The organism is Mucilaginibacter glaciei (assembly GCF_014773245.1).
Lineage (GTDB): Bacteria > Bacteroidota > Bacteroidia > Sphingobacteriales > Sphingobacteriaceae > Mucilaginibacter > Mucilaginibacter glaciei.
The window spans coordinates 166,567-189,219 of record NZ_JACWMX010000007.1 but is presented as its reverse complement, the minus strand read 5'-3'; the positions used below and the strand labels follow the sequence as shown (position 1 = coordinate 189,219).

General features: G+C 44.6%; 17 protein-coding genes. 6 read left to right on the top strand and 11 right to left on the bottom strand.

Going from position 1 to position 22,653, the window contains the following annotated elements; genetic code table 11:
- Nucleotides 1-14: 14 nt before the first annotated feature.
- Nucleotides 15-581 carry a DUF6428 family protein gene (locus IDJ76_RS17125; protein WP_191164824.1) on the bottom strand — a complete coding sequence of 189 codons (567 nt, stop codon included), beginning with the start codon at nucleotides 579-581 and terminating at the stop codon, nucleotides 15-17.
- Nucleotides 582-634: 53 nt separating this feature from the next.
- On the bottom strand, nucleotides 635-964 hold the full coding sequence (locus IDJ76_RS17120; protein ID WP_191164822.1) for an ArsR/SmtB family transcription factor: 330 nt from the start codon (nucleotides 962-964) through the stop codon (nucleotides 635-637).
- A 258-nt stretch (nucleotides 965-1,222) separates the two neighbouring features.
- Between IDJ76_RS17120 and IDJ76_RS17115 the strand changes: the two genes are divergently transcribed.
- The gene (locus tag IDJ76_RS17115) at nucleotides 1,223-1,540 is read left to right on the top strand and encodes a hypothetical protein (protein ID WP_191164820.1); all 318 of its coding nucleotides are present in this window, start codon (nucleotides 1,223-1,225) and stop codon (nucleotides 1,538-1,540) included.
- 22 nt (nucleotides 1,541-1,562) lie between these two features.
- On the opposite strand, the gene IDJ76_RS17110 is transcribed toward IDJ76_RS17115, so the two are convergent.
- A complete protein-coding gene (locus tag IDJ76_RS17110) occupies nucleotides 1,563-3,455 on the bottom strand; it encodes an AAA domain-containing protein (protein ID WP_191164884.1) in 1,893 nt (630 codons plus the stop codon).
- 107 nt (nucleotides 3,456-3,562) lie between these two features.
- Between IDJ76_RS17110 and IDJ76_RS17105 the strand changes: the two genes are divergently transcribed.
- Complete coding sequence (locus tag IDJ76_RS17105) at nucleotides 3,563-4,318, top strand: ThuA domain-containing protein (RefSeq protein ID WP_191164818.1); 756 nt, start codon at nucleotides 3,563-3,565, stop codon at nucleotides 4,316-4,318.
- Nucleotides 4,319-4,489: 171 nt separating this feature from the next.
- Here IDJ76_RS17105 and IDJ76_RS17100 read toward each other — a convergent pair whose 3' ends face one another.
- The 8 genes from IDJ76_RS17100 to IDJ76_RS17065 all read right to left on the bottom strand — a co-directional run bounded on the left by IDJ76_RS17100 (nucleotide 4,490) and on the right by IDJ76_RS17065 (nucleotide 18,155).
- On the bottom strand, nucleotides 4,490-5,902 hold the full coding sequence (locus tag IDJ76_RS17100) for a TolC family protein (RefSeq protein ID WP_191164816.1): 1,413 nt from the start codon (nucleotides 5,900-5,902) through the stop codon (nucleotides 4,490-4,492).
- A gap of 221 nt (nucleotides 5,903-6,123) precedes the next feature.
- The gene (locus IDJ76_RS17095; protein ID WP_191164814.1) at nucleotides 6,124-9,318 is read right to left on the bottom strand and encodes an efflux RND transporter permease subunit; all 3,195 of its coding nucleotides are present in this window, start codon (nucleotides 9,316-9,318) and stop codon (nucleotides 6,124-6,126) included.
- Between the two features lie 127 nt (nucleotides 9,319-9,445).
- The gene (locus IDJ76_RS17090) at nucleotides 9,446-10,582 is read right to left on the bottom strand and encodes an efflux RND transporter periplasmic adaptor subunit (protein WP_191164882.1); all 1,137 of its coding nucleotides are present in this window, start codon (nucleotides 10,580-10,582) and stop codon (nucleotides 9,446-9,448) included.
- A 317-nt stretch (nucleotides 10,583-10,899) separates the two neighbouring features.
- Complete coding sequence (locus tag IDJ76_RS17085; protein WP_191164812.1) at nucleotides 10,900-11,499, bottom strand: TetR/AcrR family transcriptional regulator; 600 nt, start codon at nucleotides 11,497-11,499, stop codon at nucleotides 10,900-10,902.
- Between the two features lie 88 nt (nucleotides 11,500-11,587).
- Complete coding sequence (locus IDJ76_RS17080; protein WP_191164810.1) at nucleotides 11,588-12,082, bottom strand: MarR family winged helix-turn-helix transcriptional regulator; 495 nt, start codon at nucleotides 12,080-12,082, stop codon at nucleotides 11,588-11,590.
- A gap of 53 nt (nucleotides 12,083-12,135) precedes the next feature.
- Entirely contained in the window at nucleotides 12,136-14,703 is a 2,568-nt protein-coding gene (locus IDJ76_RS17075; RefSeq protein WP_191164809.1) for a DUF5686 and carboxypeptidase-like regulatory domain-containing protein, read from the bottom strand.
- Between the two features lie 17 nt (nucleotides 14,704-14,720).
- On the bottom strand, nucleotides 14,721-15,077 hold the full coding sequence (locus IDJ76_RS17070) for a hypothetical protein (protein ID WP_191164806.1): 357 nt from the start codon (nucleotides 15,075-15,077) through the stop codon (nucleotides 14,721-14,723).
- A 504-nt stretch (nucleotides 15,078-15,581) separates the two neighbouring features.
- Nucleotides 15,582-18,155 carry a BamA/TamA family outer membrane protein gene (locus tag IDJ76_RS17065; RefSeq protein ID WP_191164804.1) on the bottom strand — a complete coding sequence of 858 codons (2,574 nt, stop codon included), beginning with the start codon at nucleotides 18,153-18,155 and terminating at the stop codon, nucleotides 15,582-15,584.
- Between the two features lie 210 nt (nucleotides 18,156-18,365).
- Between IDJ76_RS17065 and IDJ76_RS17060 the strand changes: the two genes are divergently transcribed.
- The 4 genes from IDJ76_RS17060 to IDJ76_RS17045 all read left to right on the top strand — a co-directional run bounded on the left by IDJ76_RS17060 (nucleotide 18,366) and on the right by IDJ76_RS17045 (nucleotide 22,485).
- Complete coding sequence (locus tag IDJ76_RS17060) at nucleotides 18,366-19,289, top strand: ChbG/HpnK family deacetylase (protein WP_191164802.1); 924 nt, start codon at nucleotides 18,366-18,368, stop codon at nucleotides 19,287-19,289.
- Between the two features lie 177 nt (nucleotides 19,290-19,466).
- Nucleotides 19,467-20,369: a helix-turn-helix domain-containing protein gene (locus IDJ76_RS17055; protein ID WP_191164800.1), complete on the top strand. Its 903-nt coding sequence runs from the start codon at nucleotides 19,467-19,469 to the stop codon at nucleotides 20,367-20,369.
- 81 nt (nucleotides 20,370-20,450) lie between these two features.
- Nucleotides 20,451-21,290: an SDR family NAD(P)-dependent oxidoreductase gene (locus IDJ76_RS17050; RefSeq protein ID WP_191164798.1), complete on the top strand. Its 840-nt coding sequence runs from the start codon at nucleotides 20,451-20,453 to the stop codon at nucleotides 21,288-21,290.
- A 151-nt stretch (nucleotides 21,291-21,441) separates the two neighbouring features.
- Nucleotides 21,442-22,485 carry an NAD(P)-dependent alcohol dehydrogenase gene (locus IDJ76_RS17045; protein ID WP_191164796.1) on the top strand — a complete coding sequence of 348 codons (1,044 nt, stop codon included), beginning with the start codon at nucleotides 21,442-21,444 and terminating at the stop codon, nucleotides 22,483-22,485.
- Nucleotides 22,486-22,653: the final 168 nt, after the last annotated feature.

The following is a 22,653-nucleotide window of genomic DNA, read 5'->3' as shown; positions in this document are numbered from 1 at the left end:
CTTATTTTAATTGTTTAGCAACATCCCGATCCGGGGGCGCATGAGTTTTCATTGGCGGTTACCAGGTTTTTTAACTGGATCATCGGTTTTTCCATTATGGGAGCGCAGCATTCTTCGCCGTTATCATTTGTACCGCAACTGCCGCCACGGCTAATGGCTTTACATTGTACCGCATCCGGGCGCAGGTCAATGGTCAGTGTATCGTTATCCATAACCATTTCATTTGGGAACATCTGGCGCGTATCAAATTCCGAGTTGCCAAATTCAATCTTAACCATAGCGTTAGGGTTAAGCGGCAGCATCTTTTCTACCAGGTTGATAATAGACAGTGCCTTTTCCACTTTCATCGACCGGTCCTGCTGCTCATCATGGGGCACCCAAAGCTGCAAAATTACCTCTGTCCATGCATTCATTACACCGCCGCAATCTACCGAGGTGATGGGCGCTTGCTTTATCTCGGTGATATGGTATGCCGCATCGACAAATTGGCCCGCGGCATATTGAAATTGCAAGTAGCAATTGGGGTGTTGCAGCAATGCATTTTTAAAGTTTTTCCAGGTGATCGCTTCTGTTTTATTCATGGTTTTTATTCTATTTTAATATTGCAATATTACGATGGAATTGGTCAAAAAAATCAGCAGCAGGTTTGTATATCTTTATAAGAACCCAACAGCATGCCCAACCCTGTTTGCAACTCGCTCCATACCGTTGGATTGATGCAGTAGCAAATGCTAACGCCTTCAATTGTACCTTGAATCAGCCCGGCATTTTTAAGTTCTTTTAAATGCTGTGAAATAGTTGGTTGTGCTAAACCCAGTTCATCAACCAAGTTGCCGCAAATACAGGTGTTCGATTTAATGATCTGCTGCAAAATGGCTATCCGCGCCGGGTGCGCCATTGCCTTAAGCATTACGGATAACCGGTTTTGTTCGGCTGTAAATATTTCTGTTTTTGTTAGGCCCATCTTTATATCGCAATATTACGATTAATTTAGATTTTCAGATAATATTTATTTGATTTTATTTAACGGCTTTTCAACCTGAAGATTTTCAGCTACTTATAATCCGTGAAAACAAGCCAAGCATAACCAAGTAGATAGGCGATTAACCCGCTAAAAAAGGCCTATGTAATAATTAAGTTACAATAGCTATTTGTGATTATTCGCGTTGAGATATCCAAACATTTTAACTTAAACGTTGTTTATTTAATTATAACTACTACTATGAAACGGTTTAACGAAAACGAAACGGTAATTTATACCGACAGTGATGGAAGGAATATTGACACTTTTGTTGTATTTGAAACAGATATGGCTACCGGCATTACCCATATTAACCACATGGATATGAAGGTTCAAGCTGACGCACTACGGCTGCACCCAGGAACTATCGAAAAATACAATTTACCAATGGTTGATGCTTTTAGCTTCGAGATCTTTAAAAAGCTTAAAGATAAATACGGTGCTAAGGATGTTCCTTCAATTAGCCGCGACTTGAAAACGGAGGCTAACCATATGCATGTTTTAAAACAGGCATCCTAAATATAATCGGTATCCGGGAATATCAGTTTTGATATTCCCAGGCACTTTGGTAGCCACTAATGTTTTCTGCATAGGTAACCATGTCTGCGTAGAATGGCAAGCGTGTAATTGTCGAACTATCACCTATAATTACTAATTTTTTTCGTGCTCTTGTCATCGCGACGTTCATGCGCCGGGTATCTGCCAAAAAACCAATTTCACCTTCGGCGTTACTACGGGTCATACTGATATAAACCACATCCCTTTCCTGCCCCTGGAAACTATCTATCGTATTTACCGATATTTTGTCTTTATACTTTATAAGTTCCGAAGCTTCAAACAACTCTTTCAAGATTCTGATCTGCCCTTTGTATGGAGATATGATGGCTATCGACGGAAATTCCAGCCCTCTTGCCGCGATCTGTTCTGCCAATTGGTACAGATGTTTAAACAGAAATACAGCTTCTTCGGGATTGGTGCTACTGGTGCCTTCCAGCTTTTCATCAAAACCACAACCTGCAGTATCTACAAACGTCATGGGCAAATCCTTTTCAAACAACAAGCGTTGAGCTACGCCCTCATTTGCCTTCAACCGGTTACCGTAAAACTCGCGGGACGAGAAACCCATGATGGCCTCATTCATACGGTACTGTTCTTCTAATAAAGTAACAGCTTGCGGGTGCTGGGTGGCGCATTTCTCAAGCAGGGTAGTAGCCAATCCCTTTTGTGCTGCCTTGTTTGATTTGATGGTGGGTGCCAGTTGCAAATGGTCGCCCGCCATGATGAGTTTTTGGGCCTTCAATATCGGGATCCAGCAGGCGGGTTCTAAGGCCTGTCCGGCCTCGTCAATTACTACGGTATCAAATTTTACATCGCGTATCGTGTAGTGGTTGCTGCCCACCAGCGTAGCTGTGATGATCTGCGCTTTGGCAACCAGGTCGTCGATGATAAACTGCTCGGTTTTAGCCACATCCTTCATAATGCGGTGGGCTTCATCAAAAAGGGCCTTGCGCTGGTCACGCTCTGCCTTACCGAAACTGCGTTTGTACTGGTGCGCCATATTCTTATACCCTGACGCCTGCTTTTTCATCTCTTTAATATCCTTTGTGTACTTATGATCACCCATTTTGCTATCGAGCGTAAGTGCGGATAACTTTTCCGAAACACGGGCAGGGTTGCCGATACGTAAAACATTCAGGCCCTCGGCTGCCAGCTTCTCGCTCAACAAGTCTACCGCGGTATTGCTGGGTGCCACCACCAGGATCTGCTTATTATCCTGTTTAATAAGGCCTTTTATGGCTTGCACAATGGTGGTAGTTTTTCCCGTTCCCGGCGGGCCATGGACAATAGACAACTCGTTTGCACCTAAAATTTGCTGTGCTGCAGTTTGTTGCGATGGATTGAGTGACGGAAACGTTCGGTTATAATCGGCATCTGCAAAACCCGGCTCTGCCTCGCCAGTCAGTATCCTTATCAGTTTGGCCTCCGGTTTATCTTTTAGGGCCGAAGCAGTTTTCAATGCCGACTGCATTTCATCGTAACTGTTGTTATCGAACAATAATTCAACCCCTAATTTACCGTTGCGGGTCCAGTCGGGCAGTTCATCGGTGAACAGAGTTATTTTGAGCCTGTCGCCGCCGGAGTAAGCAATGGTGCCCTCCACTCGATCAGTACCTGCATCATGGTTGCTGAAAAGCACAGCGGGCACCCCAAACCTAAACTGATGCGAAAGATCTTTATGGGTTGTGCGCTCCACCTCAACCGTTATATAATCGCCTCGGCTGGGTTCGTTACCCCGGATAGCGATTGGGTACCAGGTAATACCTGCCGCCCGGCGGTCGCTTACTGATGTGCTTTGGGTGAGTTTTAAATAGGCGTTGCGGTCTTCTTCACGTTCAATCCTGAGCAGTTCCAGCAGATCTTTAAAATAATCCATTGCGGCAAAGGTAAGGTGAAAGTAGTCATTCACACAAAGGCGTGAAGCCACAAAGTTTTATTTCAGCGACTTAACCTTTTTGCACTATTTAAACTAAATTCAACATCATGAAAAAAATATTTCTGTTTGTTTTAATCTGCTTGAACATATCCGCATCTGCCCAAATTAAAAAGCCGGCTTTCAGGGTGCTGGCACTTTACGAAAATGGCGGGCATCATGTAACCTATTCTAAACGGGCAAAAATATGGCTGAACCAATTGGCGGCAAAAAAAGGTTTTGCTATAGATTATATCCAGAACACAGATCAGATAAATGAGAAATTCCTAAGCCATTACCAACTCTTCATTCAGTTAGATTACGCACCTTATGCCTGGAAAAAGGCAGCTGTAGCGGCATTTCAAGATTATATAGATCAGGGTAAGGGCGGCTGGATAGGCTTTCACCATGCTACTTTATTGGGCGAGTTTGACGGTTACCCGATGTGGCAATGGTTCTCGCAGTTTATGGGTGGCATCACTTACAAAAACTACATTGCCACATTTGTGCAGGGGAGTGTAAATGTTGAAGATAAACAGCACCCCGTAATGCGTGGAGTGCCGGCACCATTTGTGGTAAAGCAAGAGGAATGGTACACCTACGATAAAAGCCCGCGGCCCAATGTGCATGTGCTGGCCAGTGTGGATGAGAATTCCTATCAGCCTGCCACAAATATCAAAATGGGCGACCACCCCGTGGTGTGGACCAATGAGCAGGTGAAGGCCCGCAACGTTTATATTTTTATGGGGCACTCGCCTAAGTTATTTGATAACCCGGCGTATGTGAGGTTGTTTAGCAATGCGATTTTTTGGGCAGCAGGAAAATAAAAACCTCTTTGTCATGCTGAACGGAGTGAAGCATCTTTCCGTCTATTACCAACTGGAAGATCCTTCGCTATCGCTCAGGATGACAAAAGGAATGCAAAAAAGCCGCCCTTTGAAACAAGAGACGGCTTTGGCGGGGGCGGTTGTAATCATTCCATCACAAACTCACCATCATTAGTTCCACCCTCCGCCTAACGATCGGTACAGGTCGCTAACGGCACTTAACTGCTCGCGTTTGATCGATACCAGTTCCAGTTCGCTCTGCAACACGTTGCTTTGCGCGGTTATCACTTCTAAGTAATTAGCCAGTCCGTTTTTAAACAGCAGGTTGGCGTTACCGGTAGCCTGTTGCAAAGTATTTACCCGGTTAGCAGCGATAGCTTGCTGCGCTTTCAATTTATCTATTCTCACCAAAGCATCAGATACCTCGCCAACTGCGTTTAACACCGATTGACGGAATTGCAGCACATTCTTTTCGCGGGTAACCTGGGCCACCTTATAAGTTGTGCTCAGGCGTTTTCGGTCAAGCAGGGGTTGGATCACACTGCCCGATACCACGCCGAATAAAGAAGCCGGGATATTAAACCAGTTGCTCGCCCTGAATGAGTTTACACCACCCTGTGCCGAAATGCGTAAAGCCGGGTACATCTCTGCCTTGCTTAAACCTACGTTGGCGTTGGCAATAACCAATTGCAGCTCGGCCGACCGTACATCGGGCCTGCGGCTTACCATGGCCGACGGGATGCCCGCTGATAAGGTGGCTGGTACCTCTAATTGATCAATCGTCGCACTACGCTCAATTTTATCGGGCAGTGAACCGGCTAAAATACGCAGGGCGTTTTCCTGTATGGTGATGTTCTGCTCAAACTGGGGTACCAGCTGGGCTGCTGCCAAACGCTGCGCATCTGCCTGTTGCACGGCTAATGAAGTAACCTGCCCGGCATCGTATTGTAAATGGATGATCCGCAGTGTACTATCATTCAGCTTAACATTTTTTTGAGCTATCTGCAGTTGCGCATCCAGCATCAGCAGGTTGTAATATCCTTGTGATACACCGGCTACGATGTTGGTTTGGATCAGCTTTTTAGCTTCGGTGGTTTGAAGGTAAGTAGCCAGCGCACTTTTGCTCTGGTTACGGATCTTGCCCCAGATATCAGCCTCCCATGAAAGGGATAGGTTGGCATTGTAATCTTCGATGTGCTTGCTGCCGATGAACTGGTTTAAGCTCAGGCCGTTCAAACTATTGTCTGACGGGCGGCTGCTATTAGCTGTAACGTTGGCGCTTACCGTTGGTACGTAATTCCATTTAACCTGTTTAAATAATAATTGCGATGCTTCAATACTCTTCACGGCAATTTGCATGTCGTAATTTTTATTGATAGCACTGTCTATCAGTTTTTGCAGGGTAACTTCGGTAAAAAAGCTTTTCCATTTAATATCGGCAATACTGGTGGTATCGCTGGTTGCAGCTGCATCGCGGAAAGCCACGGGCAGCGCAGGTTTGGGTGTTTGAATATCTTTTGAAACTTTACACGCGCTTAATGCCAATAATAGCATAAATGCGAATGTGGTGGTGTATCTTTTCATTGTCTTGTTTTTAAGAGCCTCACCTAAATTCTCTCCAAAGGAGAGGATTTAAAGAAGGATTTATATTAAATCAATTTTTGTCGCTTTGTTAATCGACTCACCCCGGCTCCGCTGCGCTTGCCGACCCTCTCTGCTTCGCAAAGAGGGTGGAAGTTATTTCTTTTTAACCCTCTTTCCGCTTGCGGAGAGAGGGTGGTCGAGCGAAGCAATGACCGGGTGAGTTACCTCAACTCCAGTTCTTTTTGCTTACCATCAGGGTTATAGTTCTTATCCAGGTGCCTTGATATTGGCGCGCCGGTGATCTTTTCTTGCAAATGCTGGAAGATCACGAACAATACCGGGATAATGAACAGACCTAATAACACGCCCGACACCATACCACCCGCGGCACCAATACTGATGGAGTGGTTACCTTGTGCAGATGGGCCTGTAGCGATACTCATGGGGAACAACCCGAATACGAATGCCATAGACGTCATGATAATTGGGCGCAGCCTGAGTTTGGAAGCTTCGATTGCCGACTCCACCAATCCATATCCGGCCTTGCGGCGTTGCACGGCAAACTCGATGATCAGGATGGCGTTCTTTGCCAGTAAGCCTATCAGCATGATCAGCGCTACCTGTACGTAAATGTTGTTTTCGATACCGGTTAAACCCAACACCACAAACACACCAAAGATACCGGTAGGTATTGATAGGATCACCGCCAGCGGCAGGATGTAACTTTCGTATTGTGCAGATAATAGGAAGTAAACAAATACCAGACATAGCAGGAACACAATGGTGGACTGACCGCCCGATGAGATTTCCTCACGCGTTTGGCCCGAAAACTCATAAGCGAAGCCTTGCGGTAATTCCTCTTTGGCTGTCTCCTGGATGGCTTTTATGGCATCGCCGGAGCTATAACCCGGTTTAGGGATAGCATTGATTTGGATAGAGTTAAACAAGTTGTAACGAGAGGCGGTTTCTGAACCATACACACGGGTTAATTTTACCAGCGTGTTGATAGGAACCATTTCGCCTGTTTTGTTTTTTACAAATACGCGATCGATAGATGCAGGGTCGGTACGGTCGGCTACATCAGCCTGTACCACCACGCGGTAATATTTACCAAAGCGGTTAAAGTCTGATGCCTGCGCGCTACCAAAGTAGGCCTGCATGGTTTGCAGGATGTCTTTAACATTTACACCCAACTGGTTGGCCTTATCATCGTCGACTTCCAATTGTAATTGTGGATAATCGGCCTTGAACGAGGTAAACGCATAGGCAATAGCCGGCTTAGCCATAAGCTTGCCAATAAAATTATTGGCCACGCCGCTAAATTTATCCAGCTTGCCGCCGGTTTTATCCTGCAGTACCATATCTAATGCTTCTACGTTACTGAAGCCCGGTACGGTAGGGAAGCTGAATACAAAGAAACTTCCTTTGGTTATGGCAGCCAGTTTACCACGGATTATGTTCTGGATCTCGTTAATGTCTTTCACATCGCCTCGGTCCTCATTTGGTTTTAACAGTACGAATACGACCGCTGCCGATGGGCTGTTGGAATTGGTTAACAGGTTAAAGCCTGATATAGCAGTAACAAACCTTGCGGCAGGCAAGGCGCGCAATTCTTTTTCGGCCTGCTCCAGCATTTTGGTGGTACCATCTAACGATGTACCTGATGGGGTAGATACCGATATGGCCACAAAACCCTGATCTTCTGTTGGGATAAAGCCCGATTTGGTGGTGCTTACCAGGTAAACGGTAACCGCTGTGATCAATGCCAAACCACCCATGCTGATCCATTTATTTTTGATCAGGAATTTAATGCCGCCAATATACCTGTCGGTTAAGGCAGCGAAGCTGCTGTTAAACCCGGCGTAGAATTTTTGTGTGAATGTTTTCTTCACCGCAGGCTCGCCATCTTTTGTATGGTTGCTCTTTAAGAATAAAGCTGCCAGGGCAGGGCTTAAGGTTAAAGCGTTAACCGCCGAGATCAAGATAGCGATAGACATAGTAAAGGCAAACTGGCGGTAAAAGATACCCGTTGAGCCGGTCATGAAACCTACAGGTAAAAATACCGCTGCCATTACCAGGGTGATAGAAATGATGGCCCCTGTAATTTCGTGCATCGCTTTTGTAGTAGCTTCTTTAGGGCCTAAATGCTCGTGCTCCATTTTGGCATGCACGGCCTCTACCACCACAATGGCATCATCTACCACAATACCTATTGCCAGCACCAGCGCAAACAACGTAAGCAGGTTGATACTGAACCCAAACAAGTTCATGAAGAAGAACGTACCGAGGATAGCCACGGGCACCGCAATAGCAGGGATCAGGGTCGAACGGAAATCCTGCAGAAAGATGAACACCACGATGAATACCAATATAAAGGCTTCGATCAGCGTATGCTGTACCTGTGATATAGATTCGTCCAGCGCGGTTTTGGTACGATAGAACTGGTTCCATTTGATACCCGATGGGAAATCTTTTGCGGCCTTTTCCATCACCTTGTCTACCTCTAACTGAATTTCGTTAGCGTTAGATCCGGCTAACTGGATTAGCCCGATACCTACACCGTCTTTACCGTTTAAGTGGGTTGCACTGGTGTAAGAGTAGGCGCCCAGTTCAACACGGGCAACATCCTTTAAGTGCAGTACAGAACCATCTGCATTGGCGCGGATAGCAATGTTCTGGTACTCTTCGGGTTTGGTTAATTTACCTTTGTATTTTATAACGTATTCAAAGATCTCGTTACTGCGCTCGCCCAATTTGCCGGGGGCAGCTTCTAAGTTCTTGTCTTGTATGGCTGCCATCACTTCGGCAGGGGTAATCTTGTAGGCGGCCATTTGGTTAGGGTTCAACCAAACACGCATCGAGTAATCCTTTACACCACCAAATATCACGGCCGAACCAATGCCGGGGATCCGTTTGATCTCGGGGATGATGTTGATGGCCGCGTAGTTGGCCACAAATGTCTGATCATATTTTTTAGGGTCGTCGGTATAAATACCAATGGCACCAATCAAGCTGTTTTGCTGTTTAGTGGTGGTAATACCTTGCTGCACCACCTCGGCAGGTAATTGCGCAGTGGCTTGTGCCACCCGGTTCTGCACGTTTACCGCTGCCTGATCGGGATTGGTACCCTGTTTAAAGTAAATGGTGATCGCTAATGAACCATCATTACTGGCAGTCGAGCTCATGTAGCTCATATTCTCGACACCGTTGATGGATTCTTCTAATGATGGTGCAACGGAACGCAGCACGGTTTCGGCATTTGCGCCGGGGTAAACAGCTGTTACCAATACTGCCGGCGGGGCAATATCCGGGAACATCTGTAAAGGTAATTTGGTTAAGCCCAGTACACCTACTATCACCAACAATATGGAGATAACGGTTGATAGTACCGGCCTTTCTATGAATTTTTGAAACATGATTTCTGTAATTTTTGATATGATTTTTAGAAAAATGAGACAAGACGAAGGACCCGAGACGTTTTTTAGTCAAAACATCAAGCCAGCAGTTCTTATTCTTTTAAGTCCTTTCTCTTTATTTCCGGTATTAGTTTTTTACTACTGCTGCGACTTTATCAGCCTGTTTTTGCGGTGCTATGATGGTGCCTTCCTGTAAGTGGTCAATTCCACTTAGCACGATCTGGTCGCCGGCTTTAACACCATCGCTGACCAAGTAGTTGTTGCCGCTTTTACCCACAATGGTAATAGGTACTTTCTTCACTTTATTGCTATCTGCAACGGCAAACACAAAGGTTTTGTCCTGCATTTCTATCGTAGCCGATTCCGGTACGATCAAAGCATTCAGGTGTTGCAGGCTTAAGCGAACTTTACCGGTGTTACCTGAGCGTAACAGGCCATTAGGGTTGGCAAAGCTTGCCCTTACAGTAATAGCGCCGGTGGTTTTATCAAACTGGCCGTCTATCACATCAATTTTACCTTGTTTGGCATATTCGCTGCCATCGGCTAACAACAAACCTACAGACGGTAAGCGTTTCAGCTTATCTTTTAAAGTCTCGCCGGGGTATTGTTCTTTAAAATTTACGAAATCCTTTTCGCCCAGGGCGAAGTAAACATGCACGTCGTGCACGTCAGACAGTTGGGTTAATGCTTCAACATCCTGCGGCGATACCAGGCTTCCTTGTTTTTTCAACAAACGGCCTATGTAACCGGCAACAGGGGCTTTAATCAACGTATAACCTAAATTGATCTGTGCAGTAGCTACGTTTGCCTTAGCCGATTCAATATTGGCCTTAGCCACCTGGTAAGATGCCTTAGCTGTTTTCAATTGGTAATCTGATATCACCTTATTAGCTACCAGCGGGGTTAATTTGTCAACCTCAATTTGCGCTGTACCTAATGCAGCTTCAGTAGCGTGCAGGGTGGCCAAGGCGTTGTTTAAGGCGGCACGGTAAGGCTGTTCGTTTATTTTAAAAATTGGCTGGCCTGCGTTTACAAAGGCGCCTTCGTCAACAAATACTTTGTCTAAGGCACCGCTTACCTGCGGGCGTACTTCTACGTTAACGGTACCTTCAATACTTGCAGGGTATTCCTGGTAGGTGGTTTGTGAACCAGATGTTACCGTAGCTACAGGCAATGCCGGTGGGGGTGGGGCTTGAGGTGCTGTGGCTTTGGGCCCGCAACTAAATAATGATATGGCGATGATCGCGATCAGGATGATTTTCATGATGGTTAATTTTGATGAGTTTGATGTTGTTAATACAGTTCTTATACTGTTGAGATATATGGTGGAATCGGTAGTGTTCATTTTGGTAATTGTTTATTCGTATTGTTATTGATTTAAAGTTTACAGACTTGCTGCACACTACATGTTGCAACAATTAATGTTGTTAACATATTTAACACTGTTAAGTGATGGGGCGTTGATGTGTTGTGTTTTCATGGTATGTATGTTAATTATGATGAGTAATTTATGTTGCTTAGTGTTAATCGTACATAAACAGTGTTAATAAATTTAACACTGTTCATTATTAGGTAAAAAAATTAAGGTGTTATAGATCTTATTATGCTTGCGATCGTATCGCGCAGTACCTGGCGGTTTATCTCGTCTGTATTGCCGCGGTTAAGTAGGTTGATAGAAACCAACCCGTGTACTACCGACCAAAAGGTGTAATACTTGGTACAGATGATCTCTGAATCCATATCATCAATGTGCATTAGTTCGCCGATGGATCCGGTGATAATATCCCAGGGCATTTCTGCCTCAGGTAATTTATTAACCATTTCGCAGCAGTTTGTGGTAACGCCAAACATTCCCTGATATAGTTCTTTATTAGCGAACGCAAAGTTCCAATAGGTTAACCACATGGCCTCTAATTGCTGGGCCGGCAATGTGTGCTGGTCTTTTGCTTCCTGTAATTCTTTTGACAACAATAAAAAACCCTTGCGGCTTAATTCTAATAGTATTGCCTCTTTATTAGCGAAGTATTCGTAAATGATAGGAGCGGTGTATTCAATCACATCGGCTATTTTACGCATACTCAGGGCTTGCCATCCGTCTTCTTTAACAATTTGCAAAGCGGCATCAAGGATGTTTACCCTTGTTTCCTCTTTTAATCGTAATATCCTGTCTTTACTGGCCATTTTGTGTTAGCACCATTAATTTATTTAACAGTGTTAAGCAAATATACAACTGTTATATGAAACACCGTTTCATCCTATTGTCATTTACTTAAACTTTTTCTAATTCTTTTGCTGATGCGGCACTGCAATTATAGCTTTCATGAAATTTTATAAGCTTTAGCATAACATCTATAGCAATCTCATAATTTTTAGCGCCAACTTCTTTCTTATACATATTTTCCAGTTCAGTAACCTGGTTTTTTAAGTAGTTGTAAAATTTTGCGCCTTCTTCGGTCATGTGCAGCATCACCACGCGGGCATCGTCGGGGCTTTTTTCACTGCGTACCATTTTTATTGCTTCCAGTTCCTTAATGATCTTGCTGGTTGCTTGTTTAGATACGTTTAGCTTCGATGCCAGTTCATTGTTAGAAATTCCGGTGGTGCCAATGCTCATAAATAAGGGCATATGTGCACTGTTAAAACCTGGATTATTAACTACGCACAGTTTTTTACTGCCCCATTCGTCAATAAACCTTTTTAAAAGGTAGATCAACTTAGGGGCTACCCTTTTTGCATCTTCTGTTATTGAACAATAATCTCCCATGATTTCTATTAACTACAACACTTAAAGGTCAACTTGGTTCACGAATGTATTCATTAAAAATCAAATTTAACCATAGCCCTTACACCCCATTCCGGCGCGCCGGGGTTATCCAGGTAAGTAAAACGTTTAACCAGGTCGACCCGTAATAATTTAAAGATGTTACCTACACCCACGCTGCCTTCCATGTATGGTTTAGAGCCAAGCGCGTAAGTGCCGCCATTAGTTCCGCCGCTGCCCGGGAAACGCAGCAACGCACTGTTGTTTGCCGGGTTATTCTCGGCACGTACACCGCCCCAAAGGCTCTTAAAGTCAATGATCTCGCGCAGTTTCAGTTTCTTTAGCAAGGGTACCCGGTTAAATAAAAAGCCGTTGAAGTTATGGTCAATAGCGATACTGGCGTAATGGTCGCTCACAAATTCCTGGAAGTTCATCAGGTTATAAGAATACAGCTGGAACGCGTAAGTCTGGTTGGCATGATGTATATCCAACAACGGGAACGGCACCTGGCCGAAAAGATAGCTGCCTTCGGCACTCACATCTGTGTACCCTAACTGCGACAGGTAAAAACGTTTAGTGATGTTACCTGTAAAGTTCTGATAATTATAATCGCCGCCTAATAAACCCTTTACACCTTGCTGATAGTTTAGTGTGAAAACCGGGTAACGGTCAGGTATTGGGGTGCGGTAAAGTTTACCCTGGTAAAATTTCTCGTGAGGTGCCCAGCGAATCTGTGCAGATAACTCGGTAGTATTGATCCGATTAACATCGTTTATGGCGCCATTGGGTAACAAGTTACGGAACTGCAACGAACCCGCGGGCGTTTGGCCCCATTTTTTAAAGCCTAAAGCGTACGATAAGTGATTGCTGAATTCATGCACATAATCTAACCGGAAAATGTCATTATACAACCACACATCGTTATCTCCGCGTTTGAATGATAACAGGAAGTTACTTTCCTGCACAAACTGCAATTCCTGGCCCGGTATTTTGGTATCGTGCTGAAAACTGGCCCGTACATAACTTTGCGGGAATGCGTAGATAGATTTGTTGTTAAGCGAGTACGTACTGCTCAAAAAGTATTTAAACTGCTGGTCTTTTGTACCGTAAGCGCCATAAGTTTCAAAATAATAACGCTTGCTCAATTCAGGGGTGCTGCGGCCGCCTATCCTGGGGCGGAAACCTTCTACCGGGTTAAAGCTGTAAAAGGTGTTGGCAGGGCCTACCTCAAATTTGCCATAGTTTTTATAGCCGGCTAATACCAGCGTGGCAATATCCATCGTCTTTTTAAACGACGGGATAGTTTGCAGGCTATCTACGTTCTTGTAGATCCGGGCGGCATCGGCATCTAAACTGTCCGGGCGGCTTTGTGTCCAGTACTGGTCGCTTTTTGTATCAGCGTTTGACGCGAGCACTTGCGCCGGGCCTTCATAAATTTCTTTGCTGCGGGGTTGGTTGATCTCAAAATTGTTGATTGTAACCAAACGCTCGCCATATACGCCGCCGCCCTTGTTTTTGTTGATCCCGAATTCGATCTTCAAGTTGCTTTGGCTTAGGTGGTACCGGCCATCGTTGTTTTTCTCATACGATAAGTTGGCCTGCATCTGCCTTACAAAGTTAAGGTTGATGTTTTTATTAACTGTCAATTCTGCATTCTGCACGGCAAAGTTGCCATCCATTGTCACGTACATACGGCCTTCAAAAAGTAACCCATTTGTATTGCGCGGCGTAAAGCTCAGTTCGATCAGGTTGGGTTGCTGGTCTTTTAAAGTATCGGTAATAAAGAATTTATAGTAATCGGGAGAGTGATCGGCAATTGGGCTCAACAACTGGTTACTCAATAACGATATATTATTATCGTAGATATTGATATCCTGGTACATCCGGTTAAAGTAAGTTTTAAGTCCTTCGTTATCTACAAAGTTGGCATCATACTTAACCTGTTTGTTGGCCTCTACCACCTGCTTTTTAGCATAAGGGGCCTTACGGTAATAATTGTCAGATAGCTTTTCTTCCAGGTACATCGGTAACAGGGTTTTACCACCAATAGCGGTCGAATCCTGCTCTTTAAACATGAACTGGTAGTTTTTAAAGATCTTTTTATTCTTAAATTTATCAGAAAGGTTACTCAGCGAAAAGATCATCCGTTCGTACTGTTTGTACTGGGCGTAATCGTAATTTTCTAACTGGTTTTGTTTTTTATGCTCGATCACCTGGCGGATCAATTCAACCGCGGGGTTATTTTTATTGGTGTATTTTTTCTTTTTGTTGGAGCGTACCACCACCTCGTTCAGCGTGCGGTTATCTTCTATCAGGTTAAAGTTGATCACCTGATCCTTACCCGGCTCGATGTCCTTTACAATAGTTTTGTAGCCGATGAAAGCTACCTTTATTTGTTTGTAATTACCGTTGTTAACAAGGCTGTATTCGCCTTTGGTATTGGTGCTCATGCCAACGCTGGTACCCACGAACGATACGGTTACGAAAGGCATTGTTTCTTTACGCTTTACATCGGTCACAATACCCTTAATAACGGGGCTTTGTGCCATTGCAGTAGCAAGCGATAAGGGCAGCAGGAGTATAAGTATGATGCTTTGTTTAAAAAGCGTGATAAGCGGTTTCATTGTGATAGTTGTGAGATTTAGAAACAAGGTTGGTTAAGTTGATGGCAAGGATTTTCCACTTCGCGTTTTTTGGTAAGTGGTTTTACAAATTGCTGTATGGCCCTGGCAGATGTTGATGCAAAGCTGCGCAGGGTTAATGTCAGGAATTCCATATCGATATTTGGCCCTAAAAAGTTTTGCTTTAAACCTTCGCCAACCATATCTACAACTGTTTTAAAAATGTGTGGCTGGTGAGTAGCCGAAGTAGTACTAACCGACGTACGGTTATCACCGGCAAACTGTTTTTGTGTTGTGCTTAATGTTGATGCGTTATTGGCAACCACTCCTGTTGAGAATGTGGTTGTGGTTGGCTGAGATAGATAGGTATTTTCCATGGCGTTTTTGAATAACAGTACAAATGTAAACCGAGTTGACCATATTAGTCAACTTAATTTACTAATTATCGGTTTTGTGACAATAAAATGAAATTTAAGACCATGTAAAAGATTGTAATGACAATTGACGATTAAACTGAGCGTTTTATAGCTGATTATGTGTTAATGTGACACAGTGTATATTTTACACCGAAGTTCAATATTTTACTAATAATCGTAAGACGAATGAGGATTTGTAATCTTTTAGATGATGATAGATTTTTCAAAAAAGAAATTTGGAGGCCGCGCGAATCAGCACTACGTAAAGACTTGATGCAACTCACCCCGGCACCGCTACGCTGGTCGACCCTCTCTGCTGCGCAAAGAGGGTGAGGAAAAACAAAAAGGAAAATGCAGCTAAACCCTCTTTTCGTTTTAGCGAAGAGAGGGCGTTCGAGCGGAGCAATGACCGGGTGAGTTGGTTGTATTATATCCCGCTCCGCAGCGCTGGCAATACTTCTCCCATCAAATCCTCACATTAAACGACACATATGGGTACCAGCCTTCATTGGAGTGACCCGCCAGTACCTGGAAGATGAGCAACCCGGCAGGCGAAAAGTAAAGGCCGCCGCCCGTGCCCTGATGCCATTTGGTTGAGCTTTCGCCCTCAGCCCAAACCCGCCCGGTGTCGTAAAAACCGGTTACGCCTAATTCGCCGGGCAAAATATAGCTGCGAACAGTTAACAGTTTAGCCCTTGCTTGCAGGTTATTGTAAACCATGTGCTTGCCTGCAAAGCGGTTTTGCACATACCCCAGCAGGTTGCCTTGCCCACCCAAAAACATCGACTGGTAAAAAGCCTGTTGGCCTATGGTAACACCGCCGCCTACACGATCTGACAGAATGATGGTGCCTTTTGAATTGATCTTCTGGTAAAAGGTAAACTCGGGGCGTAATTGCGCGTATGATTTGGAATAGCCGTTCAATCCGTCATAACCCTCTAACGTAACGTTTAAATAGTAGCCACCTTTTGGCAGCGGCAGGTCCTTCCGTTTGTTGATATTTAGATTAACCACCAGGCCTAAATGAGCTTTGTCTTTATTTACTGTCAGGCTATCGTACGATCCAATTTGGGCTGCATTAGTAATAAAGCGCCCGGCGTTATCATTAAAATCCAGGTGGTAAAACTGTATGGACGGGCCTATGCTTAACGTGCTATGGCTGCCGGTATGCCAGCGAAGCGACACATCAAACTCATAGGTATCAAACCGTGTGCGGTAAAACCTGCGATAATTAGGGATGGCTTTATTAAGCACGGTTTGATTGCCCAGGCCAAAGAAGTTCAAGGTATTATCGGGCGCTTGGATATTGGCGTTGAGCAACAGATCGGCCTTGCCGATGGCTGCTATCCACTCGCCGTTATATTTAATCCGGAACGCATCTGTAGCAAATGAATGTGTTATCAATAATTGCTGTGTGCTGCTGTAAGGCAACTTGCGGAAACCATCTTTTTTGGTGTATTTGGCACCAACGCCCAGTAAAAACCCATCATCTACGTTCAAACCCGCGGTAGCCAAAGGTTGCCAAATGTTATAAAGGTTGGTAGGTACGAATTTAGTATTCATCGTATCGGCAGATAGGTGGGTGTTTAACCGGCCCGCGTCGCCCTCAATTTTTGTGGCCTTATCATCGTAAATACTCACCGCTTTGTTTGCCGATAGCACGTTGTAAGTATTATTGCCCTTGCCGCCAACTATCCTTATTTTGATAGGCGACCGGTTGCTGTTGATCACAATATGGTCATCGCCATCGCCGGTATAAAGTCTTAGCTCCTGCGTTATGTCGGGGTTATAAGTCAGGGAGAAAAGCGTGTCGCCAACTTGTTTGTTTTTAAACTTGTTGATGGCTACATGCAGGCTACCATTGGTTTTTCCTGTAATAGTTATCTGCTCATCTTTATTAGTAGCGCGCAAGTCGACTATGCGGTATATAAAGTGGTAATAATCGCTCATGGCCCGGGGGATCTGGTCGCGGCGACGTTTTAGTTTGTTCAGTAATTCATTATGCCTAAACCCATACACTTCTTTGGGCAAGCGGCGCAAGCCCTCTTCTAATACCGCATCTGTTTCGGCGGCGGTAAATTCGTTTACTATCTTCATCCATTCGGCATAGCTCATCTGCGCATCGGGCAGTGGGTTTACAAAACGGGTTTTTGCCAGCCAGTATTTTGCTGTAGGAATGTCGGCCTTAAAATCGCCTAACAAGGGGTTGATGAATGACAGTGCTGCAAAATCCGGCAGCAGGCCTTCCTCCAGGTGGAAAACCTGGTCGCGGTCGCGGGGTACACCCGTGTATAATTTTTGTCCCTTGCCCGTTTTCTCCTCCTGCCAGCGCCACTGGTCCTCATGGCGGTCCCAGTCGCCAAGCAGCATATCCAGCATCCGGGCACTTAAAATTGCTTTCCCGTCCAGTCGGTTATCATAATCTTTTGCCAGGTTAGCCAGTGTCTTTTCCGTATTGTCAGATTTTCCCGTTGGCTCCCGTTCCTCCAGCAGGCAAACCGTTCCGGCAAATGCTTTTCTGTATTCGCCAAGTGCGTTATCATCGGCAACCACGCCAATTACAGGGTTGGCATGTGGTACGTTGGCCGCAGCGGCCAGGGGCGGCACCACTAATGCCGAGTAGGGGTGCTGCCCGCTCAGTGCATCATTTATCCAATCAACCGCGAAGGTGTTTTGCAAAGGCAGGGGCAAGAGTTTGTCGGGTGTTTTCTCCACACTGCGCAACACCCATTCTCGGCCGCTTTTATCAACCAGCCTTAAAGATTTAGATTGCATCCCGCCGCCTTCTTTAACAGGTGTCAGCCCTCCGTACAATTCAGATATTTTTATAATGGGCAGTTTAACCGGGGTGGCCCATTCTTTACGATAGTTTGCGCCAAACAGCCAGCGGTGAAAGCTACCAACGTTATTATAAACAGGGTGCACTTTAATAATTGTGCTATCCTTAAATGTTGCCTGGGCGAAAGGCTGTAGTTGCTGCGCCCGACTTAAAAGACTCGCAAAAACCAGAAGTAGCGTACCGGGTAAATTTTTTAACATTGTGCAGGTGGCTTATACAAATATCAGTTTTTAAATAGCTTACAACTATACTTGAACTGAAAAATCTGAACACAATTGCATTTGGTTGACTTAAAACAGATAGCTATTTAGCTGCATTACTTTGTAATTAAGTTTTTATTGTTTTAATTTTCTAAATTACCTCCTGTAATGCTGCATTCAGCGGCGTAATCAATAACAAATAAACTTTATATGAAAATTAAAGGCTTACTATGCGCCGGAGTGTGTTTGATAATGTTGACTGCGGGTGCTGCCAAAGCACAGCGCGCGGGTAAGCTACCACAACTGCTATTGAGGTTAGATGATATCGGCATGAACCACTCTGTAAATGTGGCCATGCAGCAGGTTGCTAAAACGGGCATGCCTTTTTCTGCATCGGTGCAATTTGCCACGCCCTGGTACCAGGAGGCTGTAGAGATCTTAAAGAAAAACCCACAGGTGAGCGTGGGGGTACACCTAACGCTGACATCCGAATGGAAAAATTATCGCTGGGGGCCGATAACCGGGCGTACCGTTGTACCGAGTTTGGTAGATTCGGTAGGCTATTTCATGCAGTCGACCGGTGACTTTGCCAAAAGCGGTTATAAAATGAAAGAGGTTGAAGTCGAGCTATCCGCACAAATAGAGAGGGCATTGAAGTCGGAGTTGAAGATAACCTACATTGATCCGCACATGGGTGTGGCATTATCTACACCGGCAATGCGCACCATGACCGAGCGCTTGGCACGCAAATACAAACTGGCTATATCAACACTAAGCGAAGTTACCTATTATAAAGAAACGTACCTGGAAATGTGGGGCGAACCGGTGGCCACTAAGAAGTCGGCATTTTTAAAATATGTAGCAAGCGGACTGAGCGCTACCCGCCCCAACCTTGTGGTGATCCATGTAGCACAGGTGGGCCCGGAGATGGATGCTCTGTTTGATATGAATGCCAGCGAAATGAATACCAAAGAAGGTAAGCCCCTTACCAGCCTGCACCGACAAACAGAATTGAATATGCTGCTCTCGCCGGAGTTTAAGGCAATGGTTGGCAAGAGGTTCCAACTGATCAATTACGATCAGTTATTGGCAGGGCAGGATCTCAGCATTTTGAAGCCATCAAATAACAGGTAAGCAGACATAATTAAATTTGCTCGTTAACTAAAGTAAATGGCATTATTTAGCCTGATTTTTTAAGTAATTGTCTATTACAATGCCGAAGTTTAGTAGAAAACCTTTAAAAATTAGAGATAATTAAAGATTTTTAGAGGTGTTTTTAGATGTTGATGTTTGAATTGTGTAACTTTGTATATGCCAACTACAGAGACCCTCGAAGATTTTTATAAACAAAAGTTTAACTGGTTACCCGAAAACCTGGGGCAGGAGATAGGACACTTCAATGTTTTCAGGTTAGAGGATTGTTATATGCCCGGCGCTAAACCCATCGTATATGCCCGCAGGGATTTTTACAAAGTCAGTCTGATTAGGGGTAAGAACACTATCCATTATGCAGATAAAAGCATTGAGGTTGATGGCAGTACGCTGGTGTTCTTTAACCCGCTGGTGCCCTACACGTTTGAGCATACCGATTCTGTACGGTCGGGGGCGTTTTGTATCTTTAAAGAGGCTTTCTTTACCGCCATGATGCGTAATAGCATCCATGAGTTGCCTATGTTTATGCCCGGAGGCAGCCCAACATATGCGCTTAATGAAGAACAGGATAAATATGTTGCCGATTTGTTTGATAAAATGTTGAACGAGATCAAATCTGAGTATCGCTTTAAGTATGATCTGCTGCGTAATTACGTTACCGAGCTGATGCACTACGCTTTAAAGATCCAGCCGCAAGAAACGCTTTACAAACACCCCGATGCTAACTCGCGCATAACCGCCATCTTCACCGAGTTATTAGAGCGGCAGTTCCCCATAGAGACACCTGCGCAACGCTTCAGCCTGCGCTCGGCCAAAGATTTTGCCGATCAGCTTTCGGTACACGTTAACCACCTGAACAGGGCTATTCGCCAAACTACGGGTAAAACTACTACTACCCACATCTTTGAACGCCTCACCACAGAAGCAAAAGCCCTGCTTAGGCACACCAACTGGAATGTGGCAGAAATAAGCTACAGCTTGGGTTTTGAAGAACCGGCCCATTTCAATAACTTTTTCAAAAAACAAACCAGTACAACGCCGTCTTCTTACCGAGTTGTTTGAATTTTGTAATAATTGGTTTGAATGATGTAAACGCTCTTGTACCTTGTAATAGTACTTTTGTTGAACAAAAACATCAGTATAATGCAAAGCAAAAAAACATGGTTCATTACAGGCGCATCAAAAGGTTTTGGCCTTAGCCTGGTAACGCAATTATTGGATGCCGGACAAAATGTAGCGGCCACATCACGTAATTTACCGGGCCTGGTTGATGCGGTTGGCATTGCAGGCGATAATTTTTTGCCAATTGAAGTAGACCTTGCTAACGAAGACAGCGTAGGATGCGCGCTTCATCAAACAAAAAAAGCGTTCGGCAGGATAGATGTTGTGATCAATAATGCAGGTTATGGGATAGGCGGCAGTATTGAAGAATTAACCGACAAAGAAACCCGCGACAGTTTCGATATCAACGTGTTTGGTACATTGAACGTTATCCGCAATGTGATGCCTTATATGCGTTATCAGCAAAGCGGGCACATTATTAATATTTCCTCTATTGCAGGTATTGCCCCGGCTACAGGCTGGTCGGTTTACGCGGCTACTAAATTTTCGGTTATAGGTCTGTCCGAAGTTTTAGCGGCCGACGTAAAAGAGTTCGGCATCAACGTTACTGTAGTTGCACCCGGTGCTTTCCGTACCAGCTTTTTAACACCGGAGTCTATCCTTATCGCCAAAAACCAAATTGAAGATTACAAAGCGGTACGTGCCATTAACGAACGATATTTAAAAATGGATGGCCAGCAAGCCGGCGATCCTGAAAAGGCAGCAGCCGCAATTATTGATGTGGCGAATGAAGAAAACCCACCGATGTATTTATTGTTGGGTGGCGACTCTTATGACAGGGCCATGAGCCAACTGGATAAACTGGAAAAGGAATTCCGTTTTAATGAAGAGCTTTCGCGCTCAATGGCATACAGTGCTTGATTATCGATTGACCTTTTAAAACGAGAGTATACCACCCGTAAACGGTCGGTTAGCGAAGGATTTTAATTTTTATTTTGACAAACTCCCGATAGAATTTGGGGTTTGTAAGAATGTATATTTGACACACAAAAACTTAAAAAACAAATACAAAATGATTTCAGTAAAAGGATACGCGGCACAAGATGCCGAAACCGATCTTGCACCATGGGACTTTCAACGCCGTGAGGTGGGGCCGCATGATGTGCAATTCGATATTTTATTTTGTGGCGTTTGCCACTCCGATCTACACCAGATCAAAAATGATTGGTTCCCCGGGATATTCCCTATGGTGCCCGGTCACGAAATTGTTGGACGTGTAGTTAAAGTAGGCGACCACGTTACCAAATTTAAAGTGGGCGATTTAGCCGGTACCGGTTGTATGGTAGATTCTTGCCAGGTTTGCGAAAACTGTAAGCAGGATCTGGAGCAGTACTGCCTGGAAGGTAACACGCAAACTTACAATGGAATGGAGCGTGATGGTTCATCGCCAACCTACGGTGGTTACAGCAATAGCATTGTGGTACGCGAGGAATTTGTGCTGCATATTTCTGACAAGTTAGATTTGGCAGGTACCGCACCGCTACTTTGCGCAGGTATCACAACCTACTCGCCTTTACGCCACTGGAAAGTTGGAAAAGGCCACAAATTAGCCGTTTTGGGATTAGGTGGTTTAGGCCACATGGCAGTTAAGTTTGGTGTTGCTTTTGGTGCAGAGGTTACGGTTTTAAGTACATCTGCAAGTAAAGAAGAAGATGCTAAAAAATTAGGTGCACACCATTTTGTGGTTACGAAAGACCCTGCGCAGGTTGAAGCTGCTAAAGGCACATTCGATTTTATATTGGATACCGTTTCTGCCGAGCACGATTTTAACATGTACCTGGGTTTATTAAGAACTAACGGTGTTCATATTTGCGTTGGCGTTCCGCCTAAACCGGCAGAAATTGCTGCGTTCAGCCTGTTAGGTGGCCGTAAAAGCTTAGCAGGATCTGGTATCGGTGGTATAGCTGAAACTCAGGAAATGCTTGATTTTTGCGCCGAGCACAACATCGTTTCTGATATCGAAGTGATAGACATGAAGGATATTACAGCATCTTACGAACGTATGGTTAAAGGCGATGTACGCTATCGCTTTGTAATTGATATGGCAACTTTATAAGCAGCTATTCCATTGATTAAAAGGCGGGTAACCAACGGGTTGCCCGCCTTTTTTTGTATCAGCACCGCACAGCGGGTGTAACGTATCCGAACAGTAAAAATTTGTTGTTGTTTTAATTAATTGATTTTGAGATGTTTATATTATGGCATAGCTTTGGTAAGCCAAGTT